16 protein-coding genes are annotated in these 18983 nt (G+C 56.4%); 13 read left to right on the top strand and 3 right to left on the bottom strand.

Translation table 11 applies throughout. The annotated features are described in order from the left end of the window. Positions 1-3: 3 nt before the first annotated feature. The 5 genes from ubiI to IBT47_RS08420 all read left to right on the top strand — a co-directional run bounded on the left by ubiI (position 4) and on the right by IBT47_RS08420 (position 7932). A complete protein-coding gene (gene ubiI / locus IBT47_RS08440) occupies positions 4-1206 on the top strand; it encodes an FAD-dependent 2-octaprenylphenol hydroxylase (protein ID WP_200560100.1) in 1203 nt (400 codons plus the stop codon). 1341 nt (positions 1207-2547) lie between these two features. Next, complete coding sequence (gene gcvT / locus IBT47_RS08435; RefSeq protein ID WP_200560099.1) at positions 2548-3645, top strand: glycine cleavage system aminomethyltransferase GcvT; 1098 nt, start codon at positions 2548-2550, stop codon at positions 3643-3645. 96 nt (positions 3646-3741) lie between these two features. After that, on the top strand, positions 3742-4128 hold the full coding sequence (gcvH, locus tag IBT47_RS08430) for a glycine cleavage system protein GcvH (RefSeq protein ID WP_200560098.1): 387 nt from the start codon (positions 3742-3744) through the stop codon (positions 4126-4128). Positions 4129-4245: 117 nt separating this feature from the next. Further along, entirely contained in the window at positions 4246-7119 is a 2874-nt protein-coding gene (gene gcvP, locus IBT47_RS08425) for an aminomethyl-transferring glycine dehydrogenase (RefSeq protein ID WP_200560097.1), read from the top strand. Positions 7120-7188: 69 nt separating this feature from the next. After that, a complete protein-coding gene (locus IBT47_RS08420) occupies positions 7189-7932 on the top strand; it encodes an SDR family oxidoreductase (protein WP_200560096.1) in 744 nt (247 codons plus the stop codon). A gap of 24 nt (positions 7933-7956) precedes the next feature. Here IBT47_RS08420 and IBT47_RS08415 read toward each other — a convergent pair whose 3' ends face one another. Further along, the gene (locus IBT47_RS08415) at positions 7957-8565 is read right to left on the bottom strand and encodes an HD domain-containing protein (RefSeq protein ID WP_200546335.1); all 609 of its coding nucleotides are present in this window, start codon (positions 8563-8565) and stop codon (positions 7957-7959) included. Between the two features lie 208 nt (positions 8566-8773). Between IBT47_RS08415 and IBT47_RS08410 the strand changes: the two genes are divergently transcribed. Continuing rightward, complete coding sequence (locus IBT47_RS08410) at positions 8774-9427, top strand: hemolysin III family protein (RefSeq protein WP_200560095.1); 654 nt, start codon at positions 8774-8776, stop codon at positions 9425-9427. Positions 9428-9463: 36 nt separating this feature from the next. Here the strand turns inward: IBT47_RS08410 and ygfZ are convergent, their stop codons facing one another. Beyond that, positions 9464-10450, bottom strand: a complete 987-nt coding sequence (gene ygfZ / locus IBT47_RS08405) for a tRNA-modifying protein YgfZ (RefSeq protein ID WP_200560094.1) — start codon at positions 10448-10450, stop codon at positions 9464-9466. A gap of 210 nt (positions 10451-10660) precedes the next feature. Here ygfZ and sdhE point away from each other — a divergent pair, with 210 nt between their 5' ends. Both sdhE and IBT47_RS08395 read left to right on the top strand, forming a co-directional pair. After that, positions 10661-10927 (top strand): FAD assembly factor SdhE, encoded by a 267-nt coding sequence (gene sdhE, locus IBT47_RS08400; RefSeq protein ID WP_105592339.1) that lies wholly within the window; start codon positions 10661-10663, stop codon positions 10925-10927. Continuing rightward, the gene (locus tag IBT47_RS08395) at positions 10908-11321 is read left to right on the top strand and encodes a protein YgfX (protein WP_200560093.1); all 414 of its coding nucleotides are present in this window, start codon (positions 10908-10910) and stop codon (positions 11319-11321) included. The genes sdhE and IBT47_RS08395 overlap by 20 nt, the downstream gene beginning before the upstream one ends. 97 nt (positions 11322-11418) lie before the next feature. On the opposite strand, the gene fldB is transcribed toward IBT47_RS08395, so the two are convergent. After that, positions 11419-11937, bottom strand: a complete 519-nt coding sequence (gene fldB / locus IBT47_RS08390) for a flavodoxin FldB (RefSeq protein ID WP_200560265.1) — start codon at positions 11935-11937, stop codon at positions 11419-11421. 100 nt (positions 11938-12037) lie between these two features. Here fldB and xerD point away from each other — a divergent pair, with 100 nt between their 5' ends. The 5 genes from xerD (at position 12038) to lysS (ending at position 18830) form a co-directional block, all read left to right on the top strand. Further along, positions 12038-12931, top strand: a complete 894-nt coding sequence (gene xerD, locus IBT47_RS08385; RefSeq protein ID WP_200560092.1) for a site-specific tyrosine recombinase XerD — start codon at positions 12038-12040, stop codon at positions 12929-12931. 44 nt (positions 12932-12975) lie between these two features. After that, positions 12976-13677 (top strand): bifunctional protein-disulfide isomerase/oxidoreductase DsbC, encoded by a 702-nt coding sequence (gene dsbC / locus IBT47_RS08380; protein ID WP_200560091.1) that lies wholly within the window; start codon positions 12976-12978, stop codon positions 13675-13677. A gap of 2 nt (positions 13678-13679) precedes the next feature. Further along, positions 13680-15401 carry a single-stranded-DNA-specific exonuclease RecJ gene (gene recJ / locus IBT47_RS08375; protein ID WP_200560090.1) on the top strand — a complete coding sequence of 574 codons (1722 nt, stop codon included), beginning with the start codon at positions 13680-13682 and terminating at the stop codon, positions 15399-15401. A gap of 800 nt (positions 15402-16201) precedes the next feature. Continuing rightward, positions 16202-17300, top strand: a protein-coding gene (gene prfB / locus IBT47_RS08370; RefSeq protein WP_200546343.1) for a peptide chain release factor 2 whose coding sequence is annotated in 2 segments (ribosomal slippage) — positions 16202-16276 and positions 16278-17300 — 1098 coding nt in all. Because the reading frame shifts where the segments join, the coding sequence is not laid out codon by codon here. Positions 17301-17309: 9 nt separating this feature from the next. Further along, positions 17310-18830, top strand: coding sequence for a lysine--tRNA ligase (gene lysS / locus IBT47_RS08365; protein ID WP_105593866.1), 1521 nt, complete (start codon positions 17310-17312; stop codon positions 18828-18830). Positions 18831-18983 lie beyond the last annotated feature (153 nt).

Raw genomic sequence — 18983 nt, 5'->3', positions numbered from 1 at the left:
GTAATGCAAACATTTGATGTCATCGTCGCCGGGGGCGGTATGGTCGGTCTTGCGGTGGCCTGTGGCCTGCAGGGGAGTGGTCTGCGCGTGGCGGTGCTTGAGCGCGAAGCGCCGGTTGCCGCTGCGGCAGATGCGCCTCATGCGCTGCGCGTTTCGGCGATTAACGCCGCCAGTGAGCGCCTGTTACAGCATCTTGGCGTGTGGAGTACCATCCTGGCCACGCGTGCCAGCGCCTATCACGGCATGGAAGTGTGGGATCGCGACAGCTTTGGTCATATCGCCTTTGACGATGAGCAGCAGGGGCTGTCGCATCTGGGGCATATTATTGAAAATCGGGTGATCCACCAGGCGCTGTGGCAGCGGGCTGAGAGCCTGAGTGATATCACCCTGATTTCCCCGGCTGAACTGCAACAGGTTGCCTTTGGCGACAACGAAGCGTTTGTCACGCTGAAAGACGGCAGCATGATGACCGCTCGTCTGCTGGTGGCCGCCGATGGCGCGAACTCGTGGCTGCGGAACAAAGCGGATATCCCGCTTACGTTCTGGGATTATGAGCATCATGCGCTGGTGGCCAATATCCGCACCGAGAAGCCGCATGATGCGGTGGCCCGGCAGGTATTCCACGGCGAAGGTATTCTGGCTTTCCTGCCGCTGAGCGATCCGCATCTTTGTTCTATTGTCTGGTCTTTACCGCCGCAGGAAGCCACTCGTCTGCAATCAATGCCGGTAGAGGTGTTCAATCAGCAGCTGTCGGTGCATTTTGATCTGCGTCTGGGGCTGTGTGAGCTGGAAAGCGATCGCCAGGTCTTCCCGCTGATGGGGCGCTTTGCGCGCAGTTTTGCCGCGCACCGCCTGGCGCTGGTGGGCGACGCTGCCCACACCATCCATCCGCTGGCGGGGCAGGGGGTGAATCTTGGCTTTATGGATGCGGCAGAGCTGATTGGTGAGATCCGACGTCTGCATCAGCAGGGCAGGGATATTGGTGAGCATCTGTATCTGCGTCGTTACGAGCGCAGCCGTAAGCACAGCGCTGCGCTGATGCTGGCCAGCATGCAGGGTTTCCGTGAGCTGTTTAACGGGGATAATCCGGCGAAGAAGCTGTTGCGTGATGTCGGGCTGGCGCTGGCGGATAAGCTGCCGGGCGTGAAGCCGAAGCTGCTGAAGCAGGCGATGGGGCTGCATGATTTACCCGAGTGGTTGCGTTAACTTGGATGTTTTCTTGATGCGGTGCGCACGCTAACCGGCGGCTCCCTCGCCCGGGCGGTCCTCGCGTCGCGCTTTGCGCGATGCCTTCACTTCATTCGTCAGCTTTCGTAGCGGGTCAGACGGGGCGTCCTGCCCCGGCTGCCCCTTTCGCCAGCGTCCTGCTGGCTCATACGAGCTTCCTCATTCCGTTCAGCGCTGTGGATTGCCCGTTCGAGGGAGTCGCCGGTTCGCTTAGTCACTTCTGTGTCGACTGAAAAGTCCGGTGTTCTCGCATAGCGGATCGAAACTTTGGCTTGTTCTGAAGTGGGCCGTGGGCCAAATGCGGCCTGAGTGCGTTAACGAGTTGTTTTCTTGATGCGGTGCGCACGCTAACCGGCGGCTCCTTCGCCCGGGCGTCCTCGCGTCGCGTTTTGCGCGATGCCTTCACTTCACTCGTCAGCCTTCGTACCGGTGCAGACGGGGCGTCCTGCCCCGGCTGCCCCGGCTGCCCCTTTCGCCAGCGTCCTGCTGGCTCATACGAGCTTCCTCATTCCGTTCAGCGCTGTGGATTGCCCGTTCGAGGGAGCCGCCGGTTCGCTTAGTCACTCCTGCATCGCCTAAAAAAGTGCGGTGTTTTCGTATAACGGATTGAGACTCTGGTTAGTTCCAATGGGGTAACATCGTTTCATTCCTGATGAAAAAGCCAGCACATAGCCGGAAAGATGACCCACCGCTGGGCCAGACGGGCAATCCGCAGCGCTGAGGTGGAGGCATTCGGCCAGGAGACGCCAGCAGGGAAGCTGGCGTCAGGCGGGGTCGGTACATGGATGTATCGTCTCCGCCGGTCCGGGAGGGCGGATGCCGTAACCGAAGGTACCACGCGTAGCGTGGCGCGAGGACCGACCGGCAGGCGCAGCGGCGGGTCAGCGATCGCCGAATTCCCTCTTTTTTTATCACTCTTGCACCAATGGTGCACCCGCCGCCCCATCATTGTGCTTCGTTTGAATTATTCTAATTTAACGCTCGCAATCGCATTACTTTTAATAATGCGATAAGAAAAATCTTGGAGTGGTTTTTTATACATCGAATGCGGAATCTTTGCGATTCATCTGCGTTAAAGGCTATTTATTGTTGTTTTTGTATGCATTTATTTAAAAAAGTAGCGATTGATACTGGTAGTGAGTGCGTGGGCTTTATTGCTGAACTGTGATTTCGACCCCGTTTAACTTATGGTTAATTGCCATTTTCGGTGGTAAGTTCAAAGCAAAGATAACGTTTGCGTCAGACCGCTTACGGGCGGTAAACGGGCGCGTCAATCACCCTGCATCCACAAGGATGGCGGACAGACAGCACAGGAAGACTATGACTCAGCAAACCCCGTTGTTCGAACAGCATCAAGCCTGCGGTGCGCGCATGGTGGACTTTCACGGCTGGATGATGCCGCTGCATTATGGTTCGCAGATTGATGAGCACCACGCGGTACGCACCGATGCCGGAATGTTCGATGTGTCGCATATGACCATTGTCGATCTGCACGGTGCCCGCACGCGGGAATTCCTGCGCTATCTGCTGGCGAACGACGTGGCCAAGCTGACTCAGCCGGGCAAAGCGCTTTACACCGGCATGCTGAATGCCTCCGCTGGCGTGATTGACGATCTGATTGTCTACTTTATGAGCGAAGACTTTTTCCGCCTGGTGGTGAACTCCGCTACCCGTGAAAAGGATCTGGCGTGGATCTCTGAACACGCGGCACCTTACGGCGTCGAAATCCGCGAGCGTGATGATTTGGCGCTGGTGGCGGTGCAGGGTCCGAATGCCCAGCAGAAAGCGCAGACGCTTTTTGATGATACTCAGCGCGCGGCGGTCAGCGGCATGAAGCCGTTCTTCGGCGTGCAGGCGGGCGATCTGTTTATCGCCACCACCGGTTACACCGGTGAAGCGGGCTATGAAATTGCCCTGCCTTCCGACCTGGTCGTGACGTTCTGGCAACGGCTGCTGGCGGCAGGCGTCAAGCCTGCGGGCCTCGGCGCGCGCGATACGCTCCGACTGGAAGCGGGGATGAATCTGTACGGTCAGGAGATGGATGAAAGCGTCTCTCCGCTGGCGGCCAATATGGGCTGGACCATTGCCTGGGAACCTGCCGACCGGGAATTTATTGGCCGTGAAGCGCTGGAATCCCAGCGTAAAACCGGCACCGAGCAGCTGGTAGGATTGGTGATGACCGAGAAAGGCGTGCTGCGTAACGAACTGCCGGTGCGCTTCACCGACGCTGACGGCAACCTGCGTGAAGGGATTATCACCAGCGGATCGTTCTCCCCAACGTTGGGTTACAGCATCGCGCTGGCACGCGTTCCTGCCGGAATCGGTGAACAGGCTATTGTACAAATTCGCAACCGCGAAGTGCCGGTGCAGGTCACTAAACCTGTTTTTGTCCGTGCCGGTAAACCGGTAACAAAATAAATCTGAATCTACCCGTCCTGTCCGTGCTGATCAGGGGCTGAAAAACGCACCGGCTGCATGAACGTTTAGCGGAATTATCTTTTTTGGAGAATGTCGATGAGCAATGTACCAACCGATCTGAAATATCGTGACAGCCATGAATGGGTGCGCAAAGAAGCCGATGGCAGCTACACCGTAGGCATCACCGAACACGCTCAGGAACTGCTGGGTGACATGGTGTTTGTTGACCTGCCGGAAGTGGGAAATACCTACGCTCAGGGCGACGACTGTGCGGTAGCGGAGTCCGTTAAGGCGGCTTCCGATATCTATGCGCCACTGAGTGGCGAAATCATTGCGGTTAACAGCGAGCTGGAGTCCTCTCCGGAACTGGTTAACAGCGATCCCTACAGCGACGGCTGGCTGTTCAAAATCAAAGCCAGCAATGAGTCCGAACTGGATGATTTGCTCAGCGCCGCCGACTACCTGGCGTCTATCGAAGAGTAATGCCTTAACCGGTCACGGTGGAGGAGGAACCATTTCCGCCTTCGCCGTTGACGATGCCGGTGAGCTATCACCGGTAACCCTTTTGCCGCACTAAGCCCGAAGCAGGATTTACCGCTCATGACCCAGACTCTCAGCCAGCTTGAACATCACGGCGCGTTTATTGAACGCCATATCGGACCTTCGCCAGAGCAGCAGGCCGCCATGCTGAACGCAGTCGGCGCAGATTCACTGACCGACCTAATCTCGTCGATTGTTCCCGCCGATATTCAGCTTCCCAGCCCGCCGCCGATTGGCGATGCGCTGACCGAACATCAGGCTCTGGCCGAGCTGAAGGCGATTGCCGCGCAGAACCTGCGTTATAAATCCTATATCGGCATGGGCTACACCCCGGTTCTGACGCCGCCGGTGATCCTGCGTAACATGCTGGAAAATCCGGGCTGGTATACCGCCTACACCCCTTATCAGCCGGAAGTTTCTCAGGGCCGCCTTGAAGCGCTGCTTAACTTCCAGCAGCTGACGCTGGACCTGACCGGGCTGGATATTGCTTCCGCCTCGTTGCTGGATGAAGCGACCGCCGCTGCGGAAGCCATGGCGATGGCGAAACGCGTCAGCAAGCTGAAAAATGCCAACCGCTTCTTCGTGGCTGATGATGTACATCCACAAACGCTGGATGTGGTGCGTACCCGTGCGGAAACCTTTGGCTTCGAAGTGCTGGTCGATAAAGCGGAAAAAGTGCTTGAGCTGCAGGATATCTTCGGCGTGCTGTTACAGCAGGTGGGTACTGGTGGCGAAGTGCATGATTACGGCAGCCTGATTAGCGAACTGAAAAGCAAAAAGATCGTGGTCAGCGTGGCCGCTGACTTTATGACCCTGGTGCTGCTACAGGCCCCGGGTAAACAGGGCGCGGATATCGTCTTTGGCTCGGCTCAGCGTTTCGGCGTACCGATGGGCTACGGCGGCCCGCACGCGGCTTTCTTCGCTGCCCGTGATGAACATAAACGTTCCATGCCTGGCCGTATCATCGGCGTTTCCCGCGATGCCGCCGGAAATACTGCGCTACGCATGGCGATGCAGACCCGCGAGCAGCATATCCGCCGCGAGAAAGCGAACTCCAATATCTGTACCTCACAGGTGCTGTTGGCCAATATTGCCAGCCTGTATGCGGTGTTCCACGGTCCGGCCGGGCTGAAGCGTATTGCCGGGCGCATCCATCGCCTGACCGATATTCTGGCCGCCGGACTGCAAAAAGGCGGTCTGACCCTGCGCCACCACAGCTGGTTTGACACGCTGACGGTCGAAGTGGCCGATAAAGCGGCGGTGCTGGAACGCGCCCTGAGCTTCGGCGTGAACCTGCGTACCGATATTCTGCACGCGGTGGGGATTACCCTGGATGAAACCACCCGTCGCGAAGATGTCGCGGCGCTGTTCTCCATCCTGCTGGGTGAAGAGCACGGTCTGGACATTGAGGCGTTGGACGCGCAGCTCAGCGCTGACAGCCATTCCGTTCCGCCAGCGATGCTGCGTGAAGATGCCATTCTGACGCATCCGGTGTTCAACCGTCATCACAGCGAAACTGAGATGATGCGCTATATGCACAGCCTGGAACGGAAAGACCTGGCGCTGAATCAGGCAATGATCCCGCTGGGCTCCTGCACCATGAAGCTGAATGCGGCCGCAGAGATGATCCCAATTACCTGGCCGGAGTTTGCCGAGCTGCACCCGTTCTGCCCGGCAGAGCAGGCTACCGGTTATCTACAGATGATCGGCCAGCTTTCCCAGTGGCTGGTGCAGCTGACCGGTTACGATGCGCTGTGCATGCAGCCCAACTCGGGCGCACAGGGTGAATATGCCGGTCTGCTGGCGATCCGTCGCTACCACGAAAGCCGTAACGAAGGCGGCCGCAATATCTGCCTGATCCCGAGTTCCGCACACGGCACCAACCCGGCTTCTGCACAGATGGCAGGCATGGATGTTGTGGTCGTAGCCTGCGATCGTCAGGGGAATATTGACCTGCACGACCTGCGTCTTAAGGCTGAACAGGCGGGCGAAGCGCTCTCCTGCATTATGGTCACCTATCCGTCTACCCACGGCGTGTATGAAGAAACCATTCGTGAAGTCTGTCAGATCGTTCATCAGTTTGGCGGCCAGGTTTATCTGGACGGTGCCAATATGAACGCGCAGGTGGGCATCACCACGCCGGGCTATATTGGTGCGGATGTTTCCCACCTTAACCTGCATAAAACCTTCTGCATTCCGCACGGCGGCGGCGGTCCGGGCATGGGGCCGATTGGCGTAAAAGCGCATCTGGCACCGTTTGTACCGGGTCACAGCGTGGTGCAGATTGAAGGCATGTTGACCGAGCAGGGCGCGGTATCCGCAGCACCGTTCGGCAGCGCCTCTATTTTACCCATCAGCTGGATGTACATTCGTATGATGGGTGCAGAAGGGCTTAAGCAGGCCAGTTCTGTGGCGATTCTGAACGCTAACTACATTGCAACCCGCCTGAAGTCGGCCTATCCGATTCTGTATACCGGACGCGATGGTCATGTTGCGCACGAATGTATTCTGGATATTCGTCCGCTCAAAGAACAGACCGGCATCAGCGAGCTGGATATCGCCAAGCGCCTGATCGATTACGGCTTCCACGCGCCGACTATGTCATTCCCGGTGGCGGGAACGCTGATGGTGGAGCCAACCGAATCTGAGAGCAAAGTCGAACTTGACCGCTTTATCGACGCCATGCTTTCCATCCGTAATGAGATCGATCGCGTATCGGCGGGCGAATGGCCCGCTGAAGATAACCCGCTGGTTAATGCACCGCATACCCAGATGGAAATCGTTGGCAGCTGGGAGCATCCTTACAGCCGCGAGCTGGCCGTGTTCCCTGCGGGCAGCGCCAACAAATACTGGCCAACGGTTAAGCGTCTGGATGATGTTTACGGCGACCGTAATCTGTTCTGTTCCTGCGTACCGATGAGTGAATACGAATAAGGCTAAAGGTCTGATGTGATAGCCTTAAGGGACGACGCTGAGTCGTCCCTTTTGCTTTCTGGAGGTTCAATGAATATCGCTTTGGTTACCGGCGGCAGCCGGGGTATCGGCCGCTCTACTTCTTTGCTGCTTGCCACTCTGGGCTGGACCGTCGCGGTTAATTACGCCCGGCGGGCAGATGCCGCCGAAGAGGTGGTGAAACAGATTACCGGGCAGGGCGGCAGGGCTTTCGCCATCCAGGCCGATGTGTCTGATGAAGCGCAGGTGATGGCGATGTTTGCTGAAATCGATCGCCATCCGGGTCAACTGACTGCGCTGGTCAACAATGCGGGGATACTGTTTCAGCAGGCGACGTTGGAACAGCTGACGGCGGAGCGTATCAACCGGGTATTTGCCACTAATGTGACCGGCAGCTTCATCTGCTGTCGCGAAGCCGTTAAACGTATGGCTTTTCATCACGGCGGTAAGGGGGGAGGGATTGTTAACGTCTCTTCCGCCGCGGCTCGCACGGGCTCACCGGGAGAATATGTTGATTACGCGGCCTCAAAAGGCGCGATGGATACGCTGACCAAAGGTTTATCTCTTGAGGTAGCGGCGCAGGGAATTCGGGTGAACGGCGTGCGTCCGGGGTTTATCTACACGGAGATGCACGCCGATGGCGGTGAGCCGGGGCGGGTAGATCGCGTGGCGTCGGCTATTCCGATGCAGCGCGGCGGCCAGCCGGAAGAGATCGCCCGCATTATCGCCTGGCTGCTTAGCAACGATGCGTCCTATGTGACCGGGACGATCGTTGACGCGGCAGGGGGCAGATAAATACGGGCAATGCCGGGCCGGTTACTACAGCAGCCAGCCTCTGGCGTGGGCGTTATCCAGATGATGTTGTAGATGGTTCCACAGTTCCGGCCACTGCTCTGCCAGCTTCACATTGCGCGCTTTTACCTGCTCAAGACGGATGCCGTTTTCTTTCCAGCTCTGTCCTTCATTGTGCAGGTTAAGCATAATCGGCAGCGCGCGGTCGAGCATGTTAGCAAAGCGCGATTCGGCAGTGTCCCCGTCTTCATATTCGTTCCACAGCGCGCGGAACTGCTGGCTCTGCGCGGCAGGCAACAGGCCGAAAATGCGCTCGGCTGCGGCCATTTCCTGTTCCTGCACGGCTTCGCGCGCGGCAAGGTCATACACCAGTACGTCCCCGGCATCGATTTCCACCACATCATGCACCAGCGCCAGCTGGACGGCGTGCTGCACGTTAATGGTTTCGGTGGCAAAAGGTGCCAGGCTCATGGCGGCCATCGCCAGATGCCAGCTGTGCTCGGCGGAGTTCTCCTGCCGCGCATTGTCAAGCAGCCGGGTGCGGCGCTCAACGCTTTTAAGCTTGTCCAATTCCATTAAAAACTGCACGACTTCGGTCATCGCACCGAAATCTAAGGCTGCTACCCTGTCAGACATAATGACTCGCTTATTCTCTGATAAAAGTTCACGGATAGTTTAAGGGAAACGTTTGCCTGGCACACGGGAGAATGTGTGTTACATGGTTTCACAGAATTTTTTAAGCTTACATGTGTACTCTAAAATTGTTCTCAGCTAGGCTGATGATGATTTTTCGACCACGGCTTTTGCTGGCCGCATGATGATTAATAAGAGAGAACGAACTGATATGGTTCATCAGAAAATACTGACGCGTGGCTACTCGCTGGCGGAAGAAATCGCCAACAGCATCAGTCACGGCGTGGGCTGCCTTTTCGGGATTATCGGCCTGGTTTTACTCCTGACTCAGGCTATTGAAAGCCGTGCCGGTGCGCTGGCCATCACCAGCTACAGCCTTTACGGCGGCAGCATGATCCTGCTGTTTCTGGCCTCGACCCTCTACCATGCCATTCCGCATCAGCGGGCAAAATACTGGCTGAAAAAACTCGATCATTCGGCGATTTATCTGCTGATTGCAGGCACCTATACGCCCTTCTTGCTGGTAGGGCTGAAGTCACCGCTGGCTCACGGCCTGATGGTGGTGATCTGGAGCCTGGCGCTGGCAGGTATCGTATTTAAACTGGCTTTCGCCCATCGTTTTGAGGCGCTGTCGCTGGTGACCTATCTGCTGATGGGATGGCTGTCGCTGATTGTTATCTATCAGATGGTAACGAAACTGCCTGCGGGCAGCGTGTGGCTTTTAGCGGCGGGGGGCGTGATTTATTCGCTGGGGGTGATTTTCTACGTGGCGAAGCGCATACCCTACAATCATGCCATCTGGCACGGTTTTGTTCTGGGTGGCAGCCTGTGCCACTTCTTCGCTATCTACCTTTACGTCATGTAAAACAGGCTGGCCGGGAACCGGCCAGCCTGTACGTTATCAGCCAGCGGTAATTTCGTACGGCAGCGGCTGAATGGTCAGCCTGCCGCCTTCGTCACCCTGTACGCGCAGAATCGTATCGGCTTCCAGATCGTTATTCAGCACCGCCTGCACCCAGACTTCGCCCGTTTCAAGCTGGCAGGCTGCCAGAATCGTACCGGTGCGACGCCAGTTTTCACCCATCAGCATTTCCAGCGCGCTGTCAGCTTCGGGAACGCTGCCCGCTTTGCCTGCCAGCCAGTAAAGTGCGCGCTTATTGGCACCGCGAAACTTGGCGCGTGCCACCATTTCCTGACCGGTGTAGCAGCCTTTTTTAAAGCTGATGCCGTTCAGTGCCTGAACATTGGTCGCCTGTGGAATCAACTGCGCGCTGGTGGCCGCATCGATAATCGGGAAACCGGCCTCGATATCCAGCGCCAGCCACTGATTGCTGTTGTTCAATGCGGCTTTATCGGCCAGCTTTTGCTGGATCTCAGCGGCTTTGCCTTCACTGGTTACCAGCAGAAAACGTTCGGCGGGCAGATCGAACCACAGCAGCGTGCTCTCATCCTGCTGGACGACCGGCGCATCGGCATCCGGCAGCACGGCGTAAATCTCCGCCAGTGCTTCACGCGCCTGTGCACCCGCCAGACCGAGCAGCACCGACTCATCGTCGGCGGCCAGGGTCACTTTGGCGAATACGGCATACTTCTTCAATTCAGTCAGCTGGGTATCACGCAGGCTGCGGCGCTCAATATAGGCAAGGCCTTCTCCGCGATGGAACAGGCGCAGCGTACTCCACATTTTACCTTTCGCATCGCAGTGGGCGGCAGGCAGATGGCGATCGGCTCCCAGCGCTGCCACATCCAGCGTCACCTGCCCCTGCAGATAGCTTACCCGGTCCTGGCCCGTGGCGGTAACCAGCGCCCACTCTTGCAGTGAAATCAGCGTCAGTGGAAGCTGCGCGGATGCCTGTGGCTGGCGAGGCGGAAAAGCAATAATTGGCATGATTCAGTCCTGAATTGAAAAATATTAACAATACTTCTCATGTTAAGAGAGACGCATTGCTTTGCAACCAGTTTCCGGCAAAAGCGGCACAAAAGGCGTGATAACCCTGCAAGCTTTGCGTGATGTCTCGCAAGCTATAAATTGCTGCATCAACAGCGGGGTAAAAAGGGGTACACTGGAAGCCTGTTTGATTAACTGACGCTGAGTAACATGGATATTACCAATAAATCACGCATTCACTGGGCATGCCGTCGTGGCATGCGGGAGCTCGACATCTCAATCATGCCTTTTTTTGAGTATGAGTTTGATTCGCTGAGCGACGGTGACAAAAAAGTGTTCGTTCGTCTGCTGGAGAGCGACGATCCTGACCTGTTTAACTGGCTGATGAACCATGGAGCGCCGGCCGATCCTGAGCTTAGGCGAATGGTGGCACTGATTCAGGAGAGAAATCAGCAACGTGGTCCTGTGGCGATGTGAACTGAGAGTTTCCTGGGCGGCGCAGTGGCAGTCTTTGCTGATACACGGCGTAGTGATTTTGCTGCTGTTGCTGATCCCCTGGCCCGGTAGCTATACCCTGGTTTGGATCGTGCTATTGACGCTGGTGCTTATGGAGAGTATCCGCAGTCAGCGGCGCATCCTTTCACGTGCCGGGCCGATTGAACTGCTGTCCTCAAGACAGTTCCACTGGCGGCGGCAACAGTGGTTTCTCGTTGCAAAACCATGGATTGGGCGTTGGGCGATCATGCTGCCATTACGCTCTGCGGAAGGGAAGCGCGAGTGGCTGTGGCTGGGCATCGACAGTATGGAGAACGCCGAGTGGCGTCTGCTGCGGCAGCATCTGCTTATACCGGGGCAGTCGGCTGATACTTAGCTGTGCGAAATAGATTTGTACGCTCCCCCGTTTTTCGTGCGCGGAGGAGTAGCCTGGCCGAGGGCAAACCGTTTAGAAAATTTGCCCTCGGCAGCACTTAAAGCAGTTCGGCCATTTCCGTCAGGATCTGCTCACACCATTGGGCGATACGCTCATCGGTGTACTCAAACTGATTCACATCATCCAGCGCCAGGCCGACAAACTGCTGACCGTCGGCGGTCAGAGGTTTTTTGCTGGTAAACTCGTAGCCCTCAATCGGCCAGCGGCCAACGAACTGAACGCCAATCGGAGCCAGTACTTCATGCAGCATGCCAAGCGCATCCAGGAACCATTCGCTGTATTCGCCCTGATCGCCCATGCCATAAAGTGCGACGATTTTACCGCGTAAATTCAGGTTTGGCAGATCGGTCCAAATCGCTTCCCAGTCCTCCTGCAATTCACCAAAATCCCAGGTCGGGATACCCAGAATTAACAAATCATACTGCTCCATCAGCAGCGGTGAATCATCTTTCAGGTTATGCAGAGTCACCAAATCTTCGCCGATAAAATCGCGAATTTTCTCGGCCGCCATCTCGGTGTAACAGGTGCTGGAGCCGTAAAACAGACCAATATTCATGGAAGTAAAACTCATTTTTCTTCAGGCATGGCAGCGATAATACCAGATATGGGTAACAATAAGGCATAATCGCCGTAAACCCTGACCTGGAGGAAATAGCGTGCAGGACAGCGATCTGATTGAACAATTTCTCGATGCCCTATGGATCGAGCGCAATCTGGCGAAAAATACCGTCATCTCCTACCGGCTCGATCTGCGATCGATGACCGACTGGCTCGCCAGTCAACAGCTGACAATGCTGGACGTGGATACCGTTAATCTGCAAAGCTTCCTCGCCGAAAGGCTGGAAGGCGGCTATAAGGCCAGCAGCTCGGCACGCTTGCTAAGTGCCATGCGGCGCCTGTTCCAGTATCTCTATCGTGAAAAGCTGCGTGCTGACGACCCGAGCGCACTGCTGTCATCCCCCAAACTGCCGCAGCGTTTGCCGAAGGATCTTTCGGAGGAACAGGTTGACCGACTGCTTCAGGCACCCGGCGAAGAACAACCGATCGAGCTACGTGATAAAGCCATGCTTGAACTGCTGTACGCCACCGGTCTGCGCGTTAGCGAGCTGGTGGGACTGACGCTGAGCGACGTGAGTCTGCGGCAGGGCGTGGTGCGGGTGATCGGTAAAGGCAACAAGGAGCGGCTGGTGCCGATGGGCGAAGAGGCGATATACTGGATAGAACGGTTTATTGAATATGGTCGCCCGTGGCTGCTAAATGGACAGGCGCTGGATGTGCTTTTCCCCAGCAACCGCGCGCAGCATATGACCCGACAAACCTTCTGGCATCGTATCAAACATTACGCCACACTGGCGGGGATCGACAGTGAAAAGCTGTCGCCGCACGTGCTGCGTCATGCTTTTGCGACCCATCTTCTGAACCACGGCGCGGATTTGCGTGTCGTACAGATGTTACTGGGGCACAGCGATCTTTCAACGACCCAGATTTATACGCACGTGGCGACAGAACGTCTGCGCCAGCTGCATCAGCAGCATCACCCACGTGCTTAAGTGATTGACAATATGGCCCTTTCAGGAGCCTATAAGGATATAAAATGAAGACCCGCCTGTTACTTTCTTTTCTGATCGCGTCGATCGCTGGACTGGCCCACGCTGACGATGCGGCAATCCAGCAGTCGCTGAATCGTCTTGGCATGCAGCAAACGGAAATTCAGCCGTCGCCGCTGCCGGGCTTCAAAACCGTTCTGTCGGAAAGCGGCGTGCTGTACGTCACCGAAGACGGTAAGCATTTTATGCAGGGTCCTCTGTATGACGTCAGCGGCGCACAGCCGGTCAACGTCACCAATCAGCTGCTGGAAAAGAAAGTCGAAGCGCTGAGCAAGGACATGATTGTCTACAAGGCGGCGAAAGAGCAGCACGTCATTACCGTTTTTACCGATATTACCTGCGGCTATTGCCGCAAACTGCACGAGCAGATGGCCGACTACAACGCGTTGGGTATTACCGTACGCTATCTGGCTTTCCCGCGCGAAGGGATGAACGGGCAGGTAGCGAAAGAGATGAAGTCGATCTGGTGCACCGCCGATCGTCGTAAGTCCTTTGATGCCGCGATGAAAGGTGAAGAAGTGCAGCCTGCGGATTGCAAAGTGGATATCGGCCAGCAGTACAAGCTCGGCATTCTGTTTGGTATTCAGGGTACTCCGGCGATTCTGCTGCAAAACGGTGCCATGATCCCTGGCTATCAGGGGCCACAGGACATGAAGAAATACCTCGACAGCCAGAAAAACGGTGGCTGATTTTGTACAAAGCTAAAACCGAACTCCGTCGCCGTCAGGCGGCGGATGCTGCTGCACTTCCTGCCGATTTGAACCCGTTGCTGCGCCGCCTGTATGCCCAGCGCGGCGTGACAGAAGCCGTTGCCCTGGAGCGCGGTGCCAAAAATCTGCATTCATTCCATTCGCTTAGCGGCATCAATCGCGCCGTTGATATCCTCCAGCGAGCGCTGGCCGACGATTTGTGCATTGTGATCGTCGGTGACTTTGATGCCGACGGCGCAACCAGTACGGCGCTGACGGTGCTGGCGCTGCGCGCTATGGGCGGGCGCAATATCAAATATCTGGTGCCGAACCGTTTTGATGATGGTTACGGCCTCAGCCCGGAAGTTGTCGAACAGGCCGCCGCCCGTGGTGCACAGCTGATTGTTACCGTGGATAACGGTATTTCCTCACACGCAGGCGTGGAGCTGGCGCATCAGAAAGGTATCCAGGTGGTCGTGACCGATCACCATCTGCCGGGGGAATCGCTGCCTGCGGCGGATGCCATCGTTAATCCTAATCTCAGCGACTGCGAATTCCCTTCGCGGGCGCTGGCTGGCGTCGGTGTTGCTTTCTACTTAATGCTGGCTCTGCGTGCGCGGCTGCGCGACAGCGGTGTGGCAACGTTACCGAATCTGGCCGAGTGGCTGGATCTGGTCGCGCTGGGTACGGTCGCCGATGTGGTGCCGCTGGATGCCAATAACCGTATCCTGGTCTGGCAGGGGCTGAGCCGTATTCGCGCGGGTAAATGTCGTCCGGGTATTCGCGCCCTGCTGGAAATCGCCAATCGCGATGCCAGCAAGCTGGCAGCCAGCGATTTGGGTTTCGCGCTGGGGCCGCGCTTAAATGCCGCCGGTCGGCTTGATGATATGTCGGTCGGCGTTGCGCTGTTGCTGAGTGAAGATCTGGGTCAGGCGCGAATGCTTGCCGCTGAGCTGGACGCATTGAACCAGACGCGGAAAGAAATTGAACAGGGCATGCAGTCCGAAGCGTTGGCGTTGTGCAATAGTCTTGAGCAGAGTAGCGATGCGCTGCCGTTGGGTATTGCCATGTACCATTCGGAGTGGCACCAGGGCGTGGTAGGCATTCTGGCTTCACGTCTGAAAGAGCGCTTCCACCGACCGGTGATCGCGTTTGCTCCGGCGGGTGACGGTACGCTAAAAGGTTCCGGTCGATCCATTTCGGGGCTGCATATGCGTGATGTACTCGAACGGCTCGATACACTGAATCCCGGGCTGATTATCAAATTTGGTGGCCATGCCATGGCGGCAGGGCTGTCACTGGAAGAAGCGAAGTTCGACGAGTTTCGCCAGCGTTTTGCCGATCTGGTCGCCGGTCTGCTGGATGCGGAGTCGTTACAGGGCGTGGTGTGGAGCGATGGTGAGCTGATGGCGCAGGAGCTGACGTTGCCGACCGCCGAGCTGTTGCGTGACGCGGGTCCGTGGGGGCAGGCGTTCCCGGAGCCAACGTTTGACGGCAAGTTCAAGCTGTTGCAGCAGAAGCTGGTGGGCGAGCGCCATCTGAAGGTTATGCTGGAACCACTGGGCGGAGGCCCGCTGTTGGACGGTATCGCGTTTAATATTGATACCGCGCTGTGGCCGGACCCGAGCGTGCGGCATGTGGAGCTGGCCTATAAGCTGGATGTGAATGAGTTTCGCGGTAATCGTAATGTGCAGTTGATTATCGATCATCTCTGGGCGTTATAGCGGGCTGGGTTAGCTAAGTCGCGGTAGGGTTGGTTATGTCGCGATAGTTTCCGCGTCTGGCGTAACGGTGACGGGATTGTGTCGCGGAAAGATCGTTGTAAGGCGTATTGGTGTCGGTCAGGTTCGCGGACTCGGCGTGAATACGTCCCTGTAGCCTCGATTCGCGCATCCCTGCGCTCAACGGTCCGCGAACCCGCCCGTCACCGATTGCCCATCGGCAATGGATTTGCTGTGGGTAAACAGTTACCGAATCAATTCTTTAAAACTGCGACGTGAATTTCTGAAAAGGTGAACGTAACGGGGCATACCCAAAGCGATACGGTAATTCGGAAGGCGAACGTCAGGGGGCAGATAAGCCGGATGTCTGCGGCAGGGATGCCGCAGCCAAGCCCACACGGACGTGTTCACGGCGATCCGGCGTTCTGCCCCCTGACGGTCGCCCGGCCTCCGCATTTGAAGCGAGAAAAATGCTCCACATAGTGCGCCCCGTAACGTTCACCCGCGCACAGTACTTGAAGCGAGAAAAATGCTCCACATAGCGCGCTCCGTAACGTTCACCCGCGCACAGTACCTGAAGCGAAAAAATGTCCAACAAAGTGTGCCCCGCAACGTTCACCCGCATCCCGGCAACAGTTAATGCCATCTGAGCCCCGGTTACGCTCATTACTTTCTCCATTTATAGCAAGTTGGGATTATTACGCTGCCAAAGCGTGGTCAAAACTACAAACTGCACGCTATTTCAGGTAAACTGCTCCGTTACATTCACGTCCTTTTCGATCACCTAAAAAGATTCTAAAACCATGTTTGAAATTAATCCGGTAAAGAACCGAATTCAGGATCTCACTGAGCGCAGCGGCGTTCTTCGGGGGTATCTTTGACTATGATGCCAAGAAAGAACGTCTCGAAGAAGTAAACGCTGAGCTTGAACAGCCTGATGTCTGGAATGAACCCGATCGCGCTCAGGCGCTGGGTAAAGAACGCTCCTCATTAGAAGCCATTGTTCAAACTCTCGACCAGATGTCGCAGGGGCTGGAAGACGTTTCCGGCCTGCTGGAACTGGCGGTAGAAGCCGAAGACGAAGACACCTTCAACGAAGCGGTTGCCGAGCTGGATGGCTTAGATAAAAAGCTCGCCGAGCTGGAATTCCGCCGCATGTTCTCCGGCCAGTACGACAGTGCCGACTGCTACATGGATATCCAGGCCGGTTCCGGTGGTACGGAAGCACAGGACTGGGCCAGCATGCTGCTGCGTATGTATCTGCGCTGGGCAGAAGCTAAAGGCTTCAAAACCGAAATCATCGAAGAGTCCGATGGTGAAGTGGCCGGTACTAAATCCGCTACCATCAAAATTATCGGTGACTACGCCTACGGCTGGTTGCGTACTGAAACCGGCGTTCACCGCCTGGTGCGCAAAAGCCCGTTCGACTCCGGCGGCCGTCGCCACACCTCGTTCAGCTCGGTCTTTATCTACCCTGAAGTTGAAGACGATATCGATATCGAAATCAACCCGGCCGACCTGCGCATTGACGTTTACCGCGCCTCCGGTGCCGGTGGTCAGCACGTTAACAAAACCGAGTCGGCGGTGCGTATTACCCACTTACCGACCAACATTGTCGTGCAGTGCCAGAACGACCGCTCTCAGCATAAGAACAAAGATCAGGCATTCAAACAGCTGCGAGCCAAGCTGTATGAATACGAGATGCAGAAGAAAAATGCTGACAAGCAGGCGGCGGAAGACAACAAGTCTGACATCGGCTGGGGCAGTCAAATCCGCTCTTACGTTCTGGATGATTCACGCATTAAAGATCTGCGTACCAGTGTAGAAACGCGGAATACGCAGGCGGTTCTGGACGGCGATCTGGATCGTTTTATCGAAGCAAGTTTGAAAGCAGGGTTATAAGGAACTCACATGTCTGAACAACAACCGCAGGCCGCTGATGCAGCAGTTGAGCTTAATAACGAACTGAAAGCGCGTCGCGAAAAGCTCAGCGCGCTGCGTGAAACCGGCGTGGCGTTCCCGAACGACTTCCGCCGTGACCGCACCTCGGACACGCTGCACGCCGAGTTTGACGACAAGGAAAACGAAGAGCTGGAAGCACTGGGCGTTGAGGTCAGCGTCGCTGGCCGTATGATGACCCGTCGCATCATGGGTAAAGCCTCTTTCGTCACGCTGCAGGATGTCGGTGGCCGCATTCAGCTGTACGTCTCCCGTGACGATCTGGCTGAAGGCATCTACAACGAACAGTTCAAAAAGTGGGACCTCGGCGATATCGTCGGCGCTCGCGGTAAGTTGTTTAAGACCAAGACCGGCGAGCTGTCGATCCACTGTAGCGAACTGCGCCTGCTGACCAAAGCACTGCGCCCGCTGCCGGACAAGTTCCACGGCCTGGCCGATCAGGAAACCCGCTATCGTCAGCGCTACCTCGATCTGATCAGTAACGATGACTCCCGTAATACCTTCGTTGTGCGTTCAAAAATCATGGCGGGCATCCGCAGCTTCATGGTTAACCGCAACTTTATGGAAGTGGAAACCCCGATGATGCAGGTGATCCCAGGCGGCGCATCTGCCCGTCCGTTCATCACCCATCACAATGCGCTGGACATCGATATGTACCTGCGTATTGCGCCAGAGCTGTACCTGAAGCGTCTGGTAGTGGGCGGCTTCGATCGCGTCTTCGAGATCAACCGTAACTTCCGTAACGAAGGTATTTCGCCGCGCCATAACCCAGAGTTCACCATGATGGAACTCTATATGGCCTATGCGGACTACAAAGATCTGATCGAACTGACCGAAAGCCTGTTCCGTACCCTGGCGCAGGATATTCTGGGCAACACCGTTGTGCCTTACGGCGAGCAGGAATTCGACTTCGGCAAGCCGTTTGAAAAACTGACGATGAGAGAAGCGATTCTGAAATATCGTCCGGAAACCAATCTGGCCGATCTCGACGATTTCGACAAGTCTGTGGCGATTGCCCAGTCTATCGGCATCAAAGTTGAGAAGAGCTGGGGTCTGGGCCGTCTGGTTACTGAGATCTTCGAAGAAACTGCCGAAGCGCATCTGATCCAGCCAACCTTCATCACCGAGTATCCGGCTGAAGTGTCGCCGCTGGCGCGCCGCAACGACGAAAACCCGGAAATCACCGACCGCTTTGAATTCTTTATCGGCGGCCGTGAAATCGGTAACGGCTTCTCGGAGCTGAACGATGCGGAAGACCAGGCCGAGCGTTTCCTGCAGCAGGTTAACGCCAAAGACGCCGGTGATGACGAAGCGATGTTCTACGACGAAGACTACGTCACCGCGCTGGAGCACGGCCTGCCGCCAACGGCCGGTCTGGGCATCGGTATCGACCGTATGGTGATGCTGTTTACCAACAGCCACACCATCCGCGACGTGATCCTGTTCCCGGCTCTGCGCCCGGGCAGCAAGTAAGTATTATTGTCCTACCCGACGGCCAGCTTTTGCTGGCCGTTTTTATTTGTCCCTCAGCCTAAACTGTTAACCCCCCAGCATTTTCCCCGCTCGCATTTGCTCAAGGCCCCGTTCGGCGGGCATCATGCACAAAATTTTTAGCAGGTTTATCCA

Source organism: Erwinia sp. S43 (assembly GCF_016624745.1).
GTDB lineage: Bacteria > Pseudomonadota > Gammaproteobacteria > Enterobacterales > Enterobacteriaceae > Erwinia > Erwinia coffeiphila.
This window is presented reverse-complemented; position numbering and strand designations above follow the sequence as displayed.

Bases quoted from the DNA above. Each gene is read 5' to 3' on its own strand.
- gcvT (WP_200560099.1), top strand. From the start codon at position 2,548: ATGACTCAGCAAACCCCGTTGTTCGAACAGCATCAAGCCTGCGGTGCG.
- ubiI (WP_200560100.1), top strand. From the start codon at position 4: ATGCAAACATTTGATGTCATCGTCGCCGGGGGCGGTATGGTCGGTCTT.
- fldB (WP_200560265.1), bottom strand. From the start codon at position 11,937: ATGAATATTGGTCTGTTTTACGGCTCCAGCACCTGTTACACCGAGATG.
- ygfZ (WP_200560094.1), bottom strand. From the start codon at position 10,450: ATGCCAATTATTGCTTTTCCGCCTCGCCAGCCACAGGCATCCGCGCAG.
- IBT47_RS08410 (WP_200560095.1), top strand. From the start codon at position 8,774: ATGGTTCATCAGAAAATACTGACGCGTGGCTACTCGCTGGCGGAAGAA.
- lysS (WP_105593866.1), top strand. From the start codon at position 17,310: ATGTCTGAACAACAACCGCAGGCCGCTGATGCAGCAGTTGAGCTTAAT.
- IBT47_RS08415 (WP_200546335.1), bottom strand. From the start codon at position 8,565: ATGTCTGACAGGGTAGCAGCCTTAGATTTCGGTGCGATGACCGAAGTC.
- gcvP (WP_200560097.1), top strand. From the start codon at position 4,246: ATGACCCAGACTCTCAGCCAGCTTGAACATCACGGCGCGTTTATTGAA.
- IBT47_RS08420 (WP_200560096.1), top strand. From the start codon at position 7,189: ATGAATATCGCTTTGGTTACCGGCGGCAGCCGGGGTATCGGCCGCTCT.
- dsbC (WP_200560091.1), top strand. From the start codon at position 12,976: ATGAAGACCCGCCTGTTACTTTCTTTTCTGATCGCGTCGATCGCTGGA.
- gcvH (WP_200560098.1), top strand. From the start codon at position 3,742: ATGAGCAATGTACCAACCGATCTGAAATATCGTGACAGCCATGAATGG.
- sdhE (WP_105592339.1), top strand. From the start codon at position 10,661: ATGGATATTACCAATAAATCACGCATTCACTGGGCATGCCGTCGTGGC.